Below are 17,552 nucleotides of genomic sequence, written 5' to 3'. Positions count from 1 at the left end.
GATAAAATGTCCGGAAAAGAGGTTATAGAATGAAGAAAAGGTTATGTTTATTAATATGTCTGGTAATGCTTGTATTAGGTGTTGCCGGCTGTGGCACTGGTACTAATACATCTTCAACAGGAAGTAAGGGCAGTGTAAAGATGTTAATGACACTGGCACAGGCTGATACTTTCAGAACACAGTTAGTTAATAAAGCAAAGGAAACAGCACAGGAGAATAATGCACAGCTTGATATATTAGATGCCAATAATTCAATTGAAAAGCAGGTTGAGCATATTAAGAAAGCCGTTTCAGAGAATTATGATGTAATTCTTTGTAATATGGTAGATAATGATACTTCATTAGAGCTTGAAGCTCTCGCAGGAGATATTCCTATTGTATTCTTTAATGTATCACCAGATGAATCAAGACTTAAAGCTGGCAAGTATATGTATGTTGGCTCAGATGAGTACACAGCAGGACAGTTTCAGGCAGAATATGTGCTTGATAAGTTAAAATCATCATCAGAGATTAATGTTGCTATAATTAAAGGACCATCAAGCCATTCAGCAACTAAGGGAAGAACTAAAGCTGTTAAAGAGATACTTAACGCTTCTGGAAAGAAGATTAATTATGTATTTGAAGACCACGCTGACTGGGAGCAGTCAAAAGCAGAGGAAATGTTTAATATATTCTTAAAGACTAACCAGAAATGTGATGTTGTTATATGTAACAATGATACTATGGCACTTGGTATAGTAGATGCGTGTCGTAAAGCAGGAAAGAGTAATATATTAATTCTTGGTATTGATGCGACAAGCGATGGCTGTAAGGCAATAGAAGCAGGAACAATGTCATTTACAGTATACCAGTCTGCTGACGGACAGGGAAAGAGGCTTATAGAAGCAGCTATAGCACTCGGAACAGGAAGCAGTACGAGTGGCATTGAAGGAATATCAGATGACGGTTTATATGTATGGGTACCATTTGAAAAGGTAGATTCAACTAATGTATCAAAGTATAAATGATAAAAAATAAAAATAATAAAAGTTATAAGTGATAAAAAATAAAAGTAAAAAAATACAAGTGATAAACTAGTGGATTTACTGGTTATAATTTATAGTTGATATAATAAAATGCGTGGCATAGTTAATATCTATGTCACGCATTTCATAACAGCAGTTTATTAGTGGTGTGTAGAGAATAATTCCTTAACCATATCTGCGTTGTATACAACCTCTTTAACGTGGTCAACTTCTATTAAATAGAGTGCGTGTGCGGCAAGGTGTTCAGCAGCCTGTTCAAGGTCACGGATACCTGTTGTGTCTTTGAATATATCAAGTACAACATCAAGTCCTTCATCAAGTATAGTACATTCATTCTCGTGAAGACCAATCTTCTTTAATACCTTAGGAAGAGAGAACTGCTTAAATATAGTCTTCTTTTCTTCTCTGGAGTAATCTAGAATATCAATAACTGCAAATCTTGAAAGCAATGGAGCACTAATCTGTTCCTTGTAGTTAGCAGTTGCAATTGGATATACACCAGATGTAGGAATAAGACATTCCATATAATTATCTGTAAATCCAAGGTTATCAAGCAGTGTAAGTAATACATCGGCAGGGTTAGCATTGCCATTGCTTGAAGTTGCTTTATCAAGTTCGTTGATTATGAATACAAGATTAGATTCACCAGCGTTGTTAAATGCTTCCATAATAATACCAGGCTTGGCATTAGAGTATATTCTTGAACTTCCTGTAAGCTGTTCGGCATCATTGATAGAACTCATATCAAGAGTTGTCCAAGGCATTTTAAGGATTTTTGCAACAAGGTAAGCAATCTGCGATTTACCAGTACCAGCAGGACCTACAAGAAGAATTCCATATGAAGGAAGTGTATGTGTACGGTTAATCTGAATTACAGTTTCAATAATTCTCTGCTTAACAGATTCCATACCAAAGAGTTCTTCATCAAGAATACGTCTTGCCTCAACAGGATCGATTGATTCAAAATAGTTGCTTTTCCACTGTATGTTAAGCATTATTGAAAGAGCTCTCTGTGCGTGACGTTTCTCCTCAGGAGTTACCTCGCTTGAACGAGCAACTGCAAGATTTCTTCTAGCCCATAATCTTATGTTATCAGGGAGAGTTATTCCGGCACAGTTAAGGAAATCAGAAATGCTTGTAATACTTGTAAGCTTCATACTGTCGCCTGACTCGTCTAATTCGTCATCAGGAATATCCTGAGCCACGATACTACTGTCTAAAAGACGTTCTATCATATACTGTAAAAATCCGTCTTCAGATGATAATTTCTGGCTGTTGTTAAAAGCAATCTCTCTTATTCTGTATACAGCATAACCATCTTCTACATTCTTACCTGAAAGCTTAACCTTAATGCGGTTCTCACCAAGCCATTTGATAAGGCTTGTAAATCTTGCATCTACCTTAATAATATTGCTTAAGATATTGCCGTCATCTGTCTGGAATTCAAATGCAGTCTTTTTGTATGGATTGGCAAACATTCCGATAGTTTCTGCAGCCCAGTTATGTTCACTGTTATCAAGAACGAATATAGGGTGTTCTGGTGAAGCTGTCTTATTGTCAGATGAAAATGTTGTATAGGTACATTCAAAAGATGATTCTTTTGAAGCATTCTTAAAATCAAATACTGGCATATTGTAATCTCCTGTGTAATTATATATTTATAATATGGACAGTTATAATTGATAGTCACATATGTTTTATAATAACACATTTTAAATAATTAGGAACAATAAATTATGGAATTGTAACAGATGTTGTATTGACTTGGAGTGAGCTTCAAGGATTAATATTCAATTGGATACAAAATGTAATGCAGCAGATATAGTAATAATTACAATTAAATTAAGAGGTTATGGCAAGAATATGACAATTAATGAGGCAGGAGAACGCTATAATATTACTATACATATTCTTAAGCTGTATGAAAGCTGGGAGTGGTGCAGAGGTTCTGTTAAAGCAGAATTGTTATTAATATTTATTGGGGTTAAAAGGAGAGTAAGAAATGGCAAATAAACCGGGTGGAAAAATGTTACTTATTATAACAACCTGTATGAGTGTAATTGCGGCATTCAGTCTTTTTAATAATGGACCACAGCATTTGCTGGCTGGTACAAAGACAGCATTATATAATGGACAGAATGTTGTGTATGACAGTCAGAAAGCTGGCGGAAGTCAGGTGGCATATAAGACTTATTGCACAGATAGTAATTGTACATTTCAGTATGCAGGTGAAGGTTCAGATAAAAAGATTGCTGTGATTAATATGGACAAGGAAAGTACAGTTATGAGCGAGCTTGCTGAAATTGTTGATGCTGACCTTATTGATATGCCAGATGATGTTAGCAATATTAATATCAGCCAGTACAATACTTTATTTGTTAATCCGACATCTGATGATTACAGAGTATCGGATGATATAAAGGAATTTGCCGGCAAAGCTAATCTTGATGGTAAGACAATCGTTGTAATATATGATGTGGCACAGGATATTATTAATGGTGTATCAAGTGCGGACGAGCTTATGGATAATACGGTATGGCTTACTGGTGGTAAGCTTTCTGATAATGCTGGTGATGAAGAAATTAAGAACTGGGTTAATGGGCTTGGAATGGAGCTGATAGCTGATGATGAGGAATAGTAAGTCAGGATGGGATTCCAAGTTGTTCAATGGATTTACACAGGTATATTCTTATAATTTTATTATAATTTAATAAACATATCAGACTGGTTGGTAAATATATGTGTTAAAATATAATATATATTCAACTTAAGTTAAAAAGATAGGAATTGGAGTAAATTATGAAAGAGATAAATAATGGTTATTTCACTGGGGAACGCTCATTGTTTAATAGTGAAGATATTAAAATTAATAATACAATATTTGGCGAGGGCGAATCACCATTGAAAGAATCGGACAATATTGAACTTAATAACAGCAGCTTCCAATGGAAATACCCATTATGGTACTGCAAAGATGTAGTTGCTAATAACTGTTCGTGGGCAGAGATGGCAAGAGCTGGAGTATGGTATACAGATAATCTGCTGATTAAAGATACCTTAATTGAAGCTCCTAAGAATTTTAGAAGATGTAAGAATATTACATTGTCGAATGTGGTTATGCCTAATGCGGCTGAGACACTGTGGAACTGCGATGATGTTACAATGCAGAAGGTCAGTGCCAAAGGTGATTATTTTGCAATGAACAGCCATAATATGAAGATATTGGATTTCCAGCTTGCTGGTAATTATCCATTTGATGGTGCTGAAAATGTAGAAATCCATAATGCCAAGCTTCTGTCAAAAGATGCGTTCTGGAACACGAATAATGTCACAGTATATGACTCATTTATATCAGGAGAGTACCTTGGCTGGAATTCTAAAAATCTTACACTTATTAACTGTACAATAGAAAGCCTTCAAGGTATGTGTTATATAGATAATCTTGTTATGAAGAATTGTACATTGATTAATACTACACTTGCGTTTGAATATTCTAATGTAGATGTGCAGGTTAATGGAAAAATTGATAGTGTTATGAACCCATCAAGAGGAATTATAAGGGCAGATGAAATTGGCGAACTTATTATGGAAAAAGATAAGATTCATCCTGAGGATACAGATATTGAATGCCCGGTTATTTCAAAAAGAACACAAAGATGATTATCTGTAAAATATTATTTTGCAGTTATCAGATATATTATAAATTTATTGAACCGAAAGGAGAATATATATTATGTCAAGAAAGAATTTTGGAGCAAAGCCATTAACTTATCCACAGCCTGTATTTATTATTGCAACATATGATGAGAATGGTAATGCAGATGCTATGAACGCAGCATGGGGTGGAATAAGCGAAGGTGATGAGTTATCTCTTTGCCTTAGTGCAGGACATAAGACAGTTAAGAATTTATTAAAGACAGGTGCTTTTACAGTAAGTATGGCAGATGCCAAGCATGTCGCAGAGTGCGATTATGTAGGTATTGTGTCAGCTAATACAGTTCCTGACAAGCTTTCAAAGGCCGGTTTTACAACAACTAAGAGTGAGAATGTCAATGCACCAGTTATCAATGAACTTGCAGTATGTGTTGAATGTAAGGTCAAAAGCTATGATGAGAATATATGCAGACTTGTAGGACAGATAGTTAATGTAAGCGTTGATGAAGCTACACTTACAGATGGTAAAGTAGATGTTGCTAAGGTTGCACCAATTACATTTGACCCATTTAATAATGAATATTATGTACTTGGTGAAAAGGTTGGTAACGCATTTTCTGATGGAAAAGCTATCAAATAATTCAAAATAAGTGTTAAGTAATCAATTAACAGAATATTAGTATGTGAAATCCGCATTTATTCAGACAGTAATGTCTGGATAGGTGCGTTTTTTATAAGGAATTGCGATTATATTAAGCTTAAATTAAGATGGAATATTTTATAATATAAATATTTATAAGTATTGTTATACTTTGTAGTATTTTGCCGATATATTGTATGTAAATAATGTCAGAACGGATTTTGACAGATTGATTTTTCATTCAAGGAGGAGTGGATATGAGTAATACAATTTACAATGGAAGTTATCCTTCAATAGCAGAGAATTATGTTTACAGCAGTACAGGCACTTCAAAGGTAAAAACTAAGAGTGATGCAGGTAGCAATACTGCGAAGACAAGCGACACAGCATCTATTAAGGATACTTCGACAGTTAATAACACAAAGGCAGACGGAAAAGTTGCTGTAAATGGACAGACAATTGGCAATCCAAGATTAAGTGAGAAGGCATCTAAGTATTATGACCAGCTCAAGAAGAAATATTCTAATATGAATTTTATTCTGGTAAGTGAGGACCAGAAAGAATATGCAAAGGCACAGGCTTCAAACTATGCCAATGCTAATAATATGGTTGTTCTTATTGATGAGGATAAAATTGAGCGAATGGCTGAAGATGAGAATTACCGCAAGCAGTATGAAGGAATAATTGCCAATGCCGCAAGTGGTCTTTCACAGCTAGGACAGAGCATTGCCGCAACTGGAGCTAATGTTAAGGGTTACGGTATGCAGGTAAATGATGGTGGAACAGCTTCATTTTTTGCTGTACTTAAGAAGTCAGGGGCAGCACAGAAAGAAAGGATAGCCAAGAAAGCTGAACAGAAAAAAGAAGCTAAAAAGGCAGAAGCAAAGAAAGCTAAGAAGAAGGAAGAACAGGAACGTCTTGAGAACAAGAAAGACAGCAGGATAGATGATAACAGTGGAATAGAGGAAGATGAGGATACAGTAACTATAACAGCTTCTTCTATGGAAGAATTGTTACAGAAGATACAGGAATATACACAGAAGTATATGAACGATGATGTAAAGACTGATGATGAAAAGAAGGTAGGTCAGCAGTTCGATTATTCTGTGTAAAATATTATTGCAAAAGTACAATGGAAAGATAAATATATTTCTTTCATTAGAGAAAGGGGTTATGTATGGCTTTGAGTATTAATATTAATGTCAATAATTCAGATATTAGCATTAAGAACAGTAAGACTGGTGCTAAGAAGAATATTAAGTCTATATCAGTAGGTAATCTTAACGATATGACGGATAGGGAATTTAATATCAGCCAGAAAAGAAAGGTTGCCAGAAAGCAGGCCATGAAGCTTATTTCAGATGCATGGGATAAGGATAATAAAGCAGCACAGGGTATTAAGGATATGGAGTCAGAGAAAGCAGATATTGCTAATATTAATGCTGATTTAAAGTCAAAGCTGAAAGATATAGATAAAAGTCAGAAGGATTTGCAGGAATTATATGGCGTACATTCAGAGTCACAGGAGCAGAAGGATCTTGAATTATTAAAGAAATATCAGGATAACAGAAATGGTGTATCTAATGACAAGTTTAGCAAAGAAGAAATTGACAGATTAAAAGAATTGCAGAATGAGCCATTAACAGAATATCAGAAGAAAGCCCTTATGATTAACAGTTCTAAAGATGCCATAAGGTCTCAGATAGACCAGAATGATCTTAAAGCAATGAATAAGACTATGTCTATCAATAATGCCAAGTTAGAGCAGCTTAAATCTCAGGATATGTTAAAAGCAGGAGATGCGGCAGACAGTATTATTGAAGCTGCTGATAAAGATATATTTGGTATGCTTGTTAATGAAGGTAAGCAGAATATAGATGATAATATGAAGGAACAGCAGGAAGAAGCTAAGAAAGCAGAAGAAGAGAAGGAAAAGAAGCAAGAGCAGATTGATGAAGCCAAGAAGAAACGTCAGGAAGAGAAAGAGCTTCTTGAAAATGAACAACAGGCAGACAAGCTTGAGCTTGATAATTCAATTAATAGTCAGGCTGTAGACCATTTATCAGAAGCACAGCAGCAGGTTGAGCAGCTTATGAAGAATAATAATATGGTTAATGAAGATATTAAAGGAATTGAGATTGACCTTAATTTCTAATTGACATTTTGTAGTAAATTCGTCTGGCAATTTGTTAGGCAATAATTATTGAAGTTAATAAAAAGCTGTCGTAGAAGACATATTTTTACAGTATATAGAGTTCAATAGCTTCTATATATTGTATAAAATGTTTCATACGGCAGCTTTTATTACTAATTATTAATTGATATATTTCCCATATTTACAGTGGCTTTTAGCAGAGTAGAGGAACTAAGATTATTAGTGTATGTGTTGGAGCATTTATTATTATATAATGTGATGTTACCCATATCTACACTAAGGTCGTAACCACAATCTTTATTCTCAGGCATACGGATGGTTAAATTACCCATATCTACATTAATAATTGCTGACTTATATGTGCAGTTATCAAATTTGCAGTTACCCATATTAATCTCTGCGTTAATCTTTTCTATATTGCTTTTAGTAGCTTTAAAGTTACCCATATTTAATGAAGCTGTTAAATAACCAATATCTATAGAGTCGATTTTAACATTTCCTACATTAGAAGATAAATGCAGGTCGCTTATAGACGCATTTTCGGGTATTCCTATTGTTATTGTACAATCTGCATTTTTAATATTACCAAGGAAATGTTCTGTAGATTGTGTCACATTAAGAGTACTGCCGTTAACAACAGCAGTAGCTTTAAAACGCTCTCCGCCCTCATATTTGAAGCTGTAAGTATCGTCTTTTACAATATTGATATGAGCTACAGTGCCATCGATTGTAATATTAGAAAATGCTTTTAATTCTTCGTAGAAATCGCAATTGTTTCCAGAAGAGGAAGCGGTTAATCGGTTGAATGGTGCGGCATTAAATATATTTCCTAATATACCAGCTATTATACATAAAGCGGTTATTATATATATGATAATAAGATAAATTCTTTTATTCATAGTGTTCTCCTATCTTAGACCCTCATATTATTTTCTTAAAACATTTTTTAATAAAGCATAGATTACCCCGGCAATAGGCCATATAACCCAGGTTATGTGCCAGTAGAATGTTAAAAAGCTGATAGAAAGGTAAATACAGCTTACTGTTGACCAGTATACGGACATAATAGCGGTGGCTGTAGGATTAATATATTCAACAGACTTATTAGCTGGTTTGGCATAATTGCCAGCTATTGTGTCAGGGTTGTTAAGTGATAGAAGCACTTTATAGGCTTTTGAAGCATTTGCCTGATATACAATTAAGAACACACCAATGCCGACAAAACATAATACTCCGGCACCACCAAGGTCGTCAAGAATTTCAAAGTTAAGTGCATCAATTATTATTGGAGGTATAACGCTCATGACACATAATGCAACACCAATGCTTAGACACAGCGAATGAATTGTACGCATATGGTCACATTCATTCTGAATATATGAGGCAGACTGGTAGTCAACGCGGCATTGTTTGTATTTGATATCATCAAATTGCTTAAGCATAATACCTGATAATACGAAAAATCCGACTGCAATCGCAATTACTGCCAACATAACAGCTACCATAATGTTTTCAATAAAGGTAATTCCAATCATATCTCCAATAATTGGAAATATAGGGCTTATAATACATAAAAATACGCCGATTGCAATGAGAATACTTTTCACATTGTAAGCTCTTATGTATTTCTTGATTTCTTCTATCGAAAGACATCTTCTGTTATCAGAAGGTGTATTGTACTGTTGTCTGTTAAGTCCGAGTGTTTCGGAAAGTTCATCAAGATTGCCGAATTCAGATATAACAGTTCCAACAGCTTCATTCTCACTTAAACCTTCTGATATCAGCTCATTGTATTTGTCTTCCATCATTCCCCATAGTTCCTGCTTGGCACGAAGAACTTCAGGAGTGTTCGGCATATTGGCGAACATAGTTTCAAGATAACTTTTGATTGTTTCCATAAGTTAATTCTCCTTCTTAATAAATTGTTCAACGACTTCTTTGGTAAGTGCCCATTCTTCACAGCGGGCTTTGTAATACTCTCTTCCGGCATCAGTTATGCTGTAGTAAGTTCTTTTCTTTCCACCATTGTCACCTACACCAGGGAATGAAGTTATATATCCATTCTTTTCCATTCGTGTAAATGCAGAGTAGAGAGTTGTTTCTTTCATAATATACTTTTCATTGGATAGAGCTTTAATCTGCTTAGATATTTCATATCCATATGATGGTTTGTCTAATAGAAGATAGAGTATCATAGTGTCGTTGTAACCTCTGATGATGTCACTACTTATACCAGCCATAAAACCTCCCCAAAAAATACTACGACTGACATACTACGTTAGTCGTAGTATGTCTGTCGTAGTATTATATATCATAATATATTATATACTGTCAATACATTTGGTATGAAATGTTATATTGGTTGGAATATAATGCTTTAACTGCCGTAAATAAAAAGAGGGTTCTGTAGTCAGAAACCCTCTTTTGTCGTGTAATATGCCGAATATTGATTAAATTATATGCTGTATAAGCTTATATCAGCTATGTTTGATATTTATATCTTCAGGACAGTCATCCCAGCTTAATACACCAGTTTTTACGGCATTTTCATATCTTGAAATTTTATATTTCAGACGTTTCATAGTTGCTTCAATCTGTGCATGCTGTTCTTTAAGGGCATCAAGCTGTTCCTGTAAAAGCTGTCTTCTTGCTTCAAATGTTTCATCGCCTTCCTGATAGAGTTTCACATATTCAATAAGTGCTTCAATAGGAACTCCAGCATTACGCATACAGATGGCATTTTCAACCCAGCCAAGGTCATTTTCTGTGTAATTTCTTATGCCGCCGGAAGTGCGGGCAACAGTTGGTATAAGACCAACACGTTCGTAGTATCGTAGTGTATCTTGTGAAATATTATATTTCTGGCTTACTTCTTTGATTGTCATAATATCCTCATTTCTGCACACATTTTTGCGCATATCGGGTTTGTGTCAGGTGCGCACAGACACAAATCCCTGGTATGAAAATTATTTTCACGCTATTACTTAATTCCTGTCCGATTATTTAGCTGATTATTATATTGTTATATTAACACTTAGAGTCAGCTTAAAGTCAAGTGTATTGTGAATGAATTAAAAAAATCAAGTGGATAAGCACAGGAAATGTGGTATACTGTCATATAAAAGACTGTCCTATAAGCTAGATTAGCTAAGCGTTCTTATACGTACACTGCGGAATGAATGATTATAATAACAGATAAGTGCAGACAAAATCCGTTAGTGCAGGACAGAGTTGTGATACAGTAAGGTGTTTGGAAAAGAGGTTTATTATGGGTTGTGATAGCGAATTTTATAATAAAATAAACAAGCTTACAGATTTTATTAGTGAGAGTAACAGCATAGTATTCTTTGGAGGTGCTGGGGTATCGACAGAGTCTGGAATACCAGATTTTCGTAGTAAGGACGGTTTATATAACCAGCACGATATTGAATTTGATATGTATGAGCCAGAATATCTGCTCAGTGAAGAGTGTCTTCATCATAAGCCTAAGGTATTTTTTGAATTTTACAGACAGAAAATGGATGCAAGAAATGTAAAGCCTAATATAACGCATTATATGCTTGCCAGATTAGAGAAGCTTGGAAAGCTGGATAAGATTATTACACAGAATATTGATGGACTTCATCAGATGGCTGGAAGCACTAATGTGATTGAACTTCACGGTGCAACTACAAGAAATTATTGTGAAAAATGCGGTAAAAAGTATCCGGCAGATTATATATTTGAGAGCAGGGAAGCAATTCCAAGATGTGTTGAGTGTAACCATATGATACGACCAGATGTGACTTTGTATGGTGAACAGCTTCCAGCAGGTGCATATGAGAGTGCGGTGGAGGCTATAAGAAAGGCTGATATGTTAATAGTGGCAGGAACATCATTAAAGGTATATCCAGCGGCAGGACTTGTATGGGAATTTGCTGGAAAGCATCTTGTCGTAATGAATAAAGAGCCGTTGGATTTCAAGCTGGATATGAATAAAGACATAGAGTTTAATTGTGCGATGGGTGATGTGTTCAGGGCACTTGATAAGAATATATAAATAAACACACTTTACGGGGCTGCTTAATTAAAGTTGACTTGCTCACAATCAAATGTTATGTTGATATAGCATTTTAATAACGAATGTAAACAGAATGGAGAAAGCACATGTCAGGGAATAAAGAGCAGATAGATGTTTCATTAATTGGTAATGACAAAATAGAAGAAGCAATTGTTAACATACAGAAAGAACCGACAGAGGAAAATCTTGTAAGAGCATTGTCTATAGTAAGGCACAGAATGAATGATAAAGGTCAGCTGATAATAGCAGTAGAGCCGCCATTGCCAGATGGTAAGCTTAATTTGAAGGTTATAAAGACAGAAGACGGACAGATGTGGTGGATAGCTTACACAAGCTTTGATGAAGAATTAAAAGGTGCAGATAACATTAAATCGACGTTTTTAACAGATATAGATAAGCTGTTGAATTCAGCTTTGCAGGTTGATGAGATTAGCGGCATTATAATTAACCCTTGGAATAAGACGCTTATGATTGATAAAGAACTTATAAAGATTATAATAGGAAAAGAACAATAAAATGTTATATAAGTTTATAAGTATGAAAAAGAGGCGTAAGATAATATGCAGGAATTAAATAAAGCGATAGATGATATACGGTCAAAAGGTGAATTGTCAAATGGGATAACAACACGCTATGCTGTGCCTGAAGATGCAAAAAGACTTCTTGAGATATATGCACCATATGTAGAGAATACAGCAATAACATTTGAATATGATGTACCAACATTGGAAGGATTTATTGAAAGAATCAGACATACACTTGAAAAGTATCCATATATTGTAGCGTTGAATAATGGCACAATCGTTGGTTATGCGTATGCTGGAATGTTCCACGAAAGAGAAGCATACAGCAGATGTGTAGAAACATCTATATATGTTGATAATAATATGAAGCATATGGGCATTGGTGGAATACTTCATAAGACATTAGAAGATGAGTTAAGGAAAGATGGCTTTCTTAATATGTACGCCTGTATAGCCTGCCCTAAGAAAGAAGATGAATACCTTAACAGAAACAGCATAGAGTTCCATAGTCATCAAGGATACAGGCTTGTAGGAGAATTCTATGACTGCGGATATAAATTTAAAAGATGGTACAATATGGTCTGGATGGAAAAGCTCATCGGGGAACATACTGATAAATAAAATATATGTGCAGGAAAGAGGAGTAGTATGAAAAGTACATTAATTAAGGATACAACTAAATCAGAGAGAATAGAGCTTGTTAAGCAGTGGGAGGAAAGTGAGGGCTGTGAGAGCAGTGGAATAGATCTTATGGAATTCTTCCGTGATTATATTGACGGAGTTAAGGAGATTTCAGAGGTCAATGCAGCATTTACAGCAAGATACATTTCTGAAATTCCTGATGATAATTCAGGCATAAGCTGCGGAATGGGCGGCAGGAGATAAGGAGAACTGGCGTGAAGAATATATTATTAATAGCTACTGGCGGAACAATAGCCTGTTCGTCCTCTGATGAAGGGCTTACACCATCAGCTAATGTCAACGAACTGCTTTCATATATACCGCATATTAAAGAAAAATGTAAGCTTTCAGGAATTTCAATAATGAATATCGACAGTACCAATATGAATCCTGAACTTATGATGAATATTGCAAAGGCAATAAAAGAATACAGGGATAATTATGATGGATTTGTCGTGGCACACGGAACGGATACAATGGGTTATACTGCTGCGGCACTTGTATATATGCTGAAGAACTTTAATAAGCCTGTTGTTATAACTGGATCACAACTGCCAATGGAAGCAGAATATACAGATGCGAAGAAGAATTTATCAGATGCGATAATATATGCGTGTGAGGGAAGGGCTGGTGTATATGTGGCATTTGATGGGTGCATAATTAATGGTGCACATGCAAGAAAGGTTAAGACACGCAGTTATGATGCATTTGAGAGTGTTAATTATCCAGTTGTTGCACATATTAAGCATAGCAGGATAACACATAATGAGGCTGTGCAGGGTGACTATAATAAGTCTGATAACAGCGGAATAGAGCCGGAGTTATGTTCAGATGTGATGCTTATTAAGCTGTTTCCGGGAATAGATAATAAGATATTTGAATTTATTAAGGGACACTATAAAGGTGTTGTTATTGAAAGCTTTGGGATTGGTGGAATTCCGAATATAGATAACAATATTGTAGAGGAAATTCACAAGCTTATAGAGGCTGGTGTTGCAGTTGTTGTGACAACACAGTGCAATTATGAGGGTGTTGATCTTGATATATATGAGGTGGGAAAGAAGCTGGCTAAAGAAAATGTTATTATAGCCGCTGATATGACGACAGAAGCGGTTGTTATGAAGCTTATGTGGGCATTGGCACATTTTGGTAAAAATGCAGTTACAGATATTAAGAAATATATTGAAACACCGGTATTCTGTGACAGAAGTTATTAACAGCAGGGAGCTTATGACAGCTTCAATCAATGAATGCAGACGGAATAATTAAAGAATATTATATAATATAAAATACCCTGTTATGTAAGGATTAACTCCAACAAGTTTATTCTTACATAACAGGGTATTTTGTAATATGTTGATTATTGATTATTGTGCTTAATAGTGTCTATAAGACTATGCATTCTTGTATTGATTGATTCAAGAATCTTCATATTGGCATCTTCTGTATTAGTGGTTTCAGCAGCGTGTGCAGAGAGCTGTTCAGATACAGCTGATATTGTCTGTATAGAGTCAACAATTACGCTGTTAGCCTGTTTGAGTTCATCAATACTTGATGAAAGTCTTGAAACATTATCACGGACAGTATATGTATTAGTCTGAATATTATCAAAGCTTTTGGCTGTATTCTCAGTAGAAGACTTTTCAGTATTAATTCCGTCTATCATAGTGTAGATAACTGATACAACATCTTCAATAGCTGATGACATATTATGTATAAGCTTTGTTATATTCTCAGTTGCATCACCTGTCTGTGTTGCCATTTTGGAAATCTCAGAAGCAACAACGGAGAAACCTTTTCCAGCTTCACCAGCTCTTGCGGCTTCAATACTTGCATTTAATGCTAAGAGTTCTGTCTGGGAAGCAATCTCCTCAATCATAACAATAATAGAATGCATCTGTGAAATATGGTTGTTAAGGTAAGTAAGCTTATCAGCAACCATTTCTCCGTTCTTAACAGATATATCAACTGTAGTAACAAGATGCTCAATATCTTTACTGCTCTGTGTAAGGATATCAAGGGTTTCTGCCATACTTGCAGAGATTTCATTAGCGGACATATCTACAAGTTCAACTTTTTTCTGAATTGCATCTGTCTGTGTAAGCTGGTTCTGTACGGCATTGGCTGTATCAGTTGCACCGTTGGATACGTCAGACATAGTTGATTGTGTGATCTTTGAAGATTCCTGTAACTTTTCTAAATCAGCATATACTTCAGAAATACCATTCTGCATTGTAGCAGACATTTCTGATATCTGACTAAGAAGCTCATCACTCTGCTCTTTTGATTTAGAAATGTTATTAATCTTCTGGTCTGCATTAGCTTTAGTTGCAAGAGCAAGCATACAGGCATATATACCAGTTATTAATACAATTATGAGCTGTATAACGGCGGCATCAGTTCCAAGATAGCCCATTCTGCCAGTTCTTGCACCGATAATAATAGTGATAATATTTTCAATAACTACGCCAAAATTGACAAGAAACATAAGACGGAATTCGTTATATAATGAAACAATAAATACCATAGGAAGTGCAAAGGCATACATAGTAATACTTGTTGTTGTAAATATGTTGCAGGTATAGAAAACAGCATATCCTATAGCTACTAAGTGCTTGATTGCATTAGTTTCGTGGTTCTTGTTCCAGAAAATAAATTCAGCAATCACAGGTGCCATTCCGATAGCAAAGATAATAATTGCGTAGGCGAATGATGTTATACCAACTGCTGTCTGCATAAAAACAAGAAGGCTGATAACAAGCACTTCTATTAAGTGTGCTAGCATAGCTACACGATTGTTTCGTTCCATTTCGGGAACTTCTCTTTTGATTTTGATAGGCATAAGTACCTCCTGATGTATATTGTTATTTAAGTGCCTAGAATACTAACCCCCATTATAATATATATAATTTGATATTTCAATGATACATTTATGGTTCTTCCGACACAGATAGCTTTTATATAATAATTACATTTTTTGTCAGATTAATGCTGTCTTTATAATATTATATTGATTGTTTCGTTTTGAATATTTATAGGCATTATTTCTGTAAAATAATATGAAACAGCGATATTTCACCTTGAAATAATACAATAATAATTATAATATACATTTATAAAATAAGTTTATAAAAGTCGGAGGTGCCATATGTTATTTAAAAATCCAATTATTCCGGGATATAATCCTGATCCAAGCATATGCCGTGTAGGAAGTGATTATTATATTGTGAATTCCACATTTGAATTCTTCCCAGGAGTGCCTGTATATCATAGTAAGAATTTGGTTAACTGGGAGCTTACAGGATATTGTCTGGACAGGCGTTCACAGTTAGAACTTGAGGACTGTCGTAATTCGGGAGGAATATATGCACCAACGATACGATATCATAAAGGTATGTTTTATATGATAACAACAAATGTTACTGATAAAGGTAATTTTGTTGTTCATACAGAAGATATTAACAGCGAATGGTCTGAGCCAGCGTGGATTGACCAGGGGGGAATTGACCCGTCATTATTCTTTGATGATGATGACAAATGTTATTATTGTTCAACGGGAATAATTGATGGTGTACGTGGAATTGTTGCATTTGAGATAAATCCGCTTACAGGTGCGATATTATCTGAGAAGAAGCTTATAAGTGAAGGTTGTGGTGGACAGTGTCCGGAAGGTCCACATATTTATAAGAAGGATGGCTGGTATTATCTTATGATAGCAGAAGGCGGAACGGAATATGCACATCGTGAAACAATCCAGCGTTCGCATAATGTATATGGCCCATATGAGGCTTGTCCGGATAATCCTGTTATATCGCATAAGGAATATAAGAAATCAGAGATTCAGGCGACAGGACATGCGGATTTATTAGAGGATGAGAATGGCAACTGGTGGCTTGTGTTTCTTGGAATAAGAAGATTCAGCCATGCTTTGCTTCATAATCTTGGAAGAGAAACATTTCTTGCACCAGTAAAGTGGGAAAATGGCTGGCCAGTTGTTGGCTATAATGGCAATGGAACAATTGAGCTTGTAATGGATGCACCACTGCCTGGACTTGATTGTGAAGAGAGTTCTGCCAATATCCGTATTGATAAGCAGTCCGGACAGCCAATTCTGTACGCAGACCACAGTGTGGATATAGATTTTACAGATGAATTGCTTGATAAAAGGCTTCAATATACAAGAAATCCTGATACGTCAAAGTATATATATGATAATAAAAATGCTGTGCTTACACTTAAGGGAACAGATATAACACTTAACACGGCTGGCAAATCGCCAACAATTGTGTCATTTAAACAGCCGGAATTCACGACAACTTTATATGCATGTCTTGATATAGCCAGATGTAATGCAAAAAGATGTGGCGTTGCGGCATATTACAATAACGATTATCACTATGAGATATACATAGGTAATGATGATAATGGCAGGTATATAGGATTTTATAAACATATACACGATATGGGTGTTGAGCTTGAAAGAATTCCCATTAATAATGAAGATTTGAATTCAAAGCTTTTGATAAAAATAGATACAGACAGGGAAAAGTATACATTTTCTTATGCAATAGCTGACACTGCTAATCTTGGTGCAAGGGTGGCATACAGGCAGATAGGTTCAGGACTTAATGCCGGACTTAGCACAGAGGGTACGCGGACAATGACATTTACGGGTACATTGTTCTCGCTATTTGCAGAAAATGGAGATGGTGTATTTAATATAGGGGTAAAGCTTTTAATCAATCCTGATGAGAATTATACATTATAATATAATTATGTTTGTAGATTAATGTATACAGAAATGAGGGTAATT

19 protein-coding genes are annotated in these 17,552 nt (G+C 35.3%); 13 read left to right on the top strand and 6 right to left on the bottom strand.

Annotated features, from left to right (window positions below; all coding sequences use genetic code 11):
- Positions 1 to 29: 29 nt before the first annotated feature.
- Positions 30 to 1,007 (top strand): sugar ABC transporter substrate-binding protein, encoded by a 978-nt coding sequence (locus WMO14_RS08115; protein ID WP_349153624.1) that lies wholly within the window; start codon positions 30 to 32, stop codon positions 1,005 to 1,007.
- Positions 1,008 to 1,165: 158 nt separating this feature from the next.
- Here WMO14_RS08115 and WMO14_RS08110 read toward each other — a convergent pair whose 3' ends face one another.
- Positions 1,166 to 2,656: an AAA family ATPase gene (locus WMO14_RS08110; RefSeq protein ID WP_349153623.1), complete on the bottom strand. Its 1,491-nt coding sequence runs from the start codon at positions 2,654 to 2,656 to the stop codon at positions 1,166 to 1,168.
- 163 nt (positions 2,657 to 2,819) lie between these two features.
- On the opposite strand from WMO14_RS08110, the gene WMO14_RS08105 reads away from it, so the two are divergent.
- The 6 genes from WMO14_RS08105 to WMO14_RS08080 all read left to right on the top strand — a co-directional run bounded on the left by WMO14_RS08105 (position 2,820) and on the right by WMO14_RS08080 (position 7,474).
- Positions 2,820 to 3,038 carry a hypothetical protein gene (locus WMO14_RS08105; RefSeq protein WP_090139586.1) on the top strand — a complete coding sequence of 73 codons (219 nt, stop codon included), beginning with the start codon at positions 2,820 to 2,822 and terminating at the stop codon, positions 3,036 to 3,038.
- Entirely contained in the window at positions 3,028 to 3,663 is a 636-nt protein-coding gene (locus tag WMO14_RS08100; protein ID WP_090139585.1) for a hypothetical protein, read from the top strand. Before WMO14_RS08105 ends, WMO14_RS08100 begins: the two co-directional genes overlap by 11 nt.
- Positions 3,664 to 3,824: 161 nt before the next feature.
- The gene (locus tag WMO14_RS08095; protein WP_055175695.1) at positions 3,825 to 4,685 is read left to right on the top strand and encodes a DUF3737 family protein; all 861 of its coding nucleotides are present in this window, start codon (positions 3,825 to 3,827) and stop codon (positions 4,683 to 4,685) included.
- 73 nt (positions 4,686 to 4,758) lie between these two features.
- A complete protein-coding gene (locus WMO14_RS08090) occupies positions 4,759 to 5,319 on the top strand; it encodes a flavin reductase family protein (protein ID WP_055175692.1) in 561 nt (186 codons plus the stop codon).
- A gap of 257 nt (positions 5,320 to 5,576) precedes the next feature.
- Entirely contained in the window at positions 5,577 to 6,431 is an 855-nt protein-coding gene (locus WMO14_RS08085) for a DUF6033 family protein (protein ID WP_022502990.1), read from the top strand.
- A 65-nt stretch (positions 6,432 to 6,496) separates the two neighbouring features.
- Positions 6,497 to 7,474, top strand: coding sequence for a hypothetical protein (locus WMO14_RS08080; RefSeq protein ID WP_349153622.1), 978 nt, complete (start codon positions 6,497 to 6,499; stop codon positions 7,472 to 7,474).
- Between the two features lie 152 nt (positions 7,475 to 7,626).
- Here the strand turns inward: WMO14_RS08080 and WMO14_RS08075 are convergent, their stop codons facing one another.
- The 4 genes from WMO14_RS08075 to WMO14_RS08060 form a co-directional block, all read right to left on the bottom strand.
- On the bottom strand, positions 7,627 to 8,373 hold the full coding sequence (locus WMO14_RS08075) for a DUF4097 family beta strand repeat-containing protein (RefSeq protein WP_349153621.1): 747 nt from the start codon (positions 8,371 to 8,373) through the stop codon (positions 7,627 to 7,629).
- 27 nt (positions 8,374 to 8,400) lie between these two features.
- Complete coding sequence (locus WMO14_RS08070; RefSeq protein ID WP_022502987.1) at positions 8,401 to 9,372, bottom strand: permease prefix domain 1-containing protein; 972 nt, start codon at positions 9,370 to 9,372, stop codon at positions 8,401 to 8,403.
- Positions 9,373 to 9,375: 3 nt separating this feature from the next.
- Entirely contained in the window at positions 9,376 to 9,714 is a 339-nt protein-coding gene (locus WMO14_RS08065; protein WP_022502986.1) for a PadR family transcriptional regulator, read from the bottom strand.
- 237 nt (positions 9,715 to 9,951) lie between these two features.
- A complete protein-coding gene (locus WMO14_RS08060; protein WP_022502985.1) occupies positions 9,952 to 10,359 on the bottom strand; it encodes a MerR family transcriptional regulator in 408 nt (135 codons plus the stop codon).
- A gap of 383 nt (positions 10,360 to 10,742) precedes the next feature.
- On the opposite strand from WMO14_RS08060, the gene WMO14_RS08055 reads away from it, so the two are divergent.
- From WMO14_RS08055 to WMO14_RS08035, 5 genes are all read left to right on the top strand, one after another.
- Positions 10,743 to 11,513 (top strand): NAD-dependent protein deacylase, encoded by a 771-nt coding sequence (locus WMO14_RS08055; RefSeq protein ID WP_349153620.1) that lies wholly within the window; start codon positions 10,743 to 10,745, stop codon positions 11,511 to 11,513.
- Positions 11,514 to 11,620: 107 nt separating this feature from the next.
- Positions 11,621 to 12,049 (top strand): SseB family protein, encoded by a 429-nt coding sequence (locus WMO14_RS08050; RefSeq protein ID WP_055175674.1) that lies wholly within the window; start codon positions 11,621 to 11,623, stop codon positions 12,047 to 12,049.
- Between the two features lie 45 nt (positions 12,050 to 12,094).
- A complete protein-coding gene (locus WMO14_RS08045; RefSeq protein ID WP_349153619.1) occupies positions 12,095 to 12,679 on the top strand; it encodes a GNAT family N-acetyltransferase in 585 nt (194 codons plus the stop codon).
- Between the two features lie 27 nt (positions 12,680 to 12,706).
- Positions 12,707 to 12,943, top strand: a complete 237-nt coding sequence (locus WMO14_RS08040; RefSeq protein WP_055175670.1) for a hypothetical protein — start codon at positions 12,707 to 12,709, stop codon at positions 12,941 to 12,943.
- 11 nt (positions 12,944 to 12,954) lie between these two features.
- Positions 12,955 to 13,956, top strand: a complete 1,002-nt coding sequence (locus WMO14_RS08035) for an asparaginase (RefSeq protein WP_349153618.1) — start codon at positions 12,955 to 12,957, stop codon at positions 13,954 to 13,956.
- 143 nt (positions 13,957 to 14,099) lie between these two features.
- Here the strand turns inward: WMO14_RS08035 and WMO14_RS08030 are convergent, their stop codons facing one another.
- Positions 14,100 to 15,581 carry a methyl-accepting chemotaxis protein gene (locus tag WMO14_RS08030; protein ID WP_055175666.1) on the bottom strand — a complete coding sequence of 494 codons (1,482 nt, stop codon included), beginning with the start codon at positions 15,579 to 15,581 and terminating at the stop codon, positions 14,100 to 14,102.
- 306 nt (positions 15,582 to 15,887) lie between these two features.
- On the opposite strand from WMO14_RS08030, the gene WMO14_RS08025 reads away from it, so the two are divergent.
- Positions 15,888 to 17,507 carry a glycoside hydrolase family 43 protein gene (locus WMO14_RS08025; protein ID WP_349153617.1) on the top strand — a complete coding sequence of 540 codons (1,620 nt, stop codon included), beginning with the start codon at positions 15,888 to 15,890 and terminating at the stop codon, positions 17,505 to 17,507.
- Positions 17,508 to 17,552 lie beyond the last annotated feature (45 nt).

The sequence above is a fragment of the Lachnospira rogosae (ex Hitch et al. 2025) genome, assembly GCF_040096455.1.
Lineage (GTDB): Bacteria > Bacillota > Clostridia > Lachnospirales > Lachnospiraceae > Lachnospira > Lachnospira rogosae.
The sequence above is the reverse complement of the archived record's forward strand: the minus strand, read 5'-3'. Positions and strand labels throughout refer to the sequence as shown.

What these genes read in the sequence shown, in the direction of transcription:
- WMO14_RS08115 (WP_349153624.1), top strand. Translation starts at nt 30, where the DNA reads ATGAAGAAAAGGTTATGTTTATTAATATGTCTGGTAATGCTTGTATTA.
- WMO14_RS08110 (WP_349153623.1), bottom strand. Translation starts at nt 2,656, where the DNA reads ATGCCAGTATTTGATTTTAAGAATGCTTCAAAAGAATCATCTTTTGAA.
- WMO14_RS08100 (WP_090139585.1), top strand. Translation starts at nt 3,028, where the DNA reads ATGGCAAATAAACCGGGTGGAAAAATGTTACTTATTATAACAACCTGT.
- WMO14_RS08095 (WP_055175695.1), top strand. Translation starts at nt 3,825, where the DNA reads ATGAAAGAGATAAATAATGGTTATTTCACTGGGGAACGCTCATTGTTT.
- WMO14_RS08090 (WP_055175692.1), top strand. Translation starts at nt 4,759, where the DNA reads ATGTCAAGAAAGAATTTTGGAGCAAAGCCATTAACTTATCCACAGCCT.
- WMO14_RS08085 (WP_022502990.1), top strand. Translation starts at nt 5,577, where the DNA reads ATGAGTAATACAATTTACAATGGAAGTTATCCTTCAATAGCAGAGAAT.
- WMO14_RS08080 (WP_349153622.1), top strand. Translation starts at nt 6,497, where the DNA reads ATGGCTTTGAGTATTAATATTAATGTCAATAATTCAGATATTAGCATT.
- WMO14_RS08075 (WP_349153621.1), bottom strand. Translation starts at nt 8,373, where the DNA reads ATGAATAAAAGAATTTATCTTATTATCATATATATAATAACCGCTTTA.
- WMO14_RS08070 (WP_022502987.1), bottom strand. Translation starts at nt 9,372, where the DNA reads ATGGAAACAATCAAAAGTTATCTTGAAACTATGTTCGCCAATATGCCG.
- WMO14_RS08065 (WP_022502986.1), bottom strand. Translation starts at nt 9,714, where the DNA reads ATGGCTGGTATAAGTAGTGACATCATCAGAGGTTACAACGACACTATG.
- WMO14_RS08060 (WP_022502985.1), bottom strand. Translation starts at nt 10,359, where the DNA reads ATGACAATCAAAGAAGTAAGCCAGAAATATAATATTTCACAAGATACA.
- WMO14_RS08055 (WP_349153620.1), top strand. Translation starts at nt 10,743, where the DNA reads ATGGGTTGTGATAGCGAATTTTATAATAAAATAAACAAGCTTACAGAT.
- WMO14_RS08050 (WP_055175674.1), top strand. Translation starts at nt 11,621, where the DNA reads ATGTCAGGGAATAAAGAGCAGATAGATGTTTCATTAATTGGTAATGAC.
- WMO14_RS08045 (WP_349153619.1), top strand. Translation starts at nt 12,095, where the DNA reads ATGCAGGAATTAAATAAAGCGATAGATGATATACGGTCAAAAGGTGAA.
- WMO14_RS08040 (WP_055175670.1), top strand. Translation starts at nt 12,707, where the DNA reads ATGAAAAGTACATTAATTAAGGATACAACTAAATCAGAGAGAATAGAG.
- WMO14_RS08030 (WP_055175666.1), bottom strand. Translation starts at nt 15,581, where the DNA reads ATGCCTATCAAAATCAAAAGAGAAGTTCCCGAAATGGAACGAAACAAT.
- WMO14_RS08025 (WP_349153617.1), top strand. Translation starts at nt 15,888, where the DNA reads ATGTTATTTAAAAATCCAATTATTCCGGGATATAATCCTGATCCAAGC.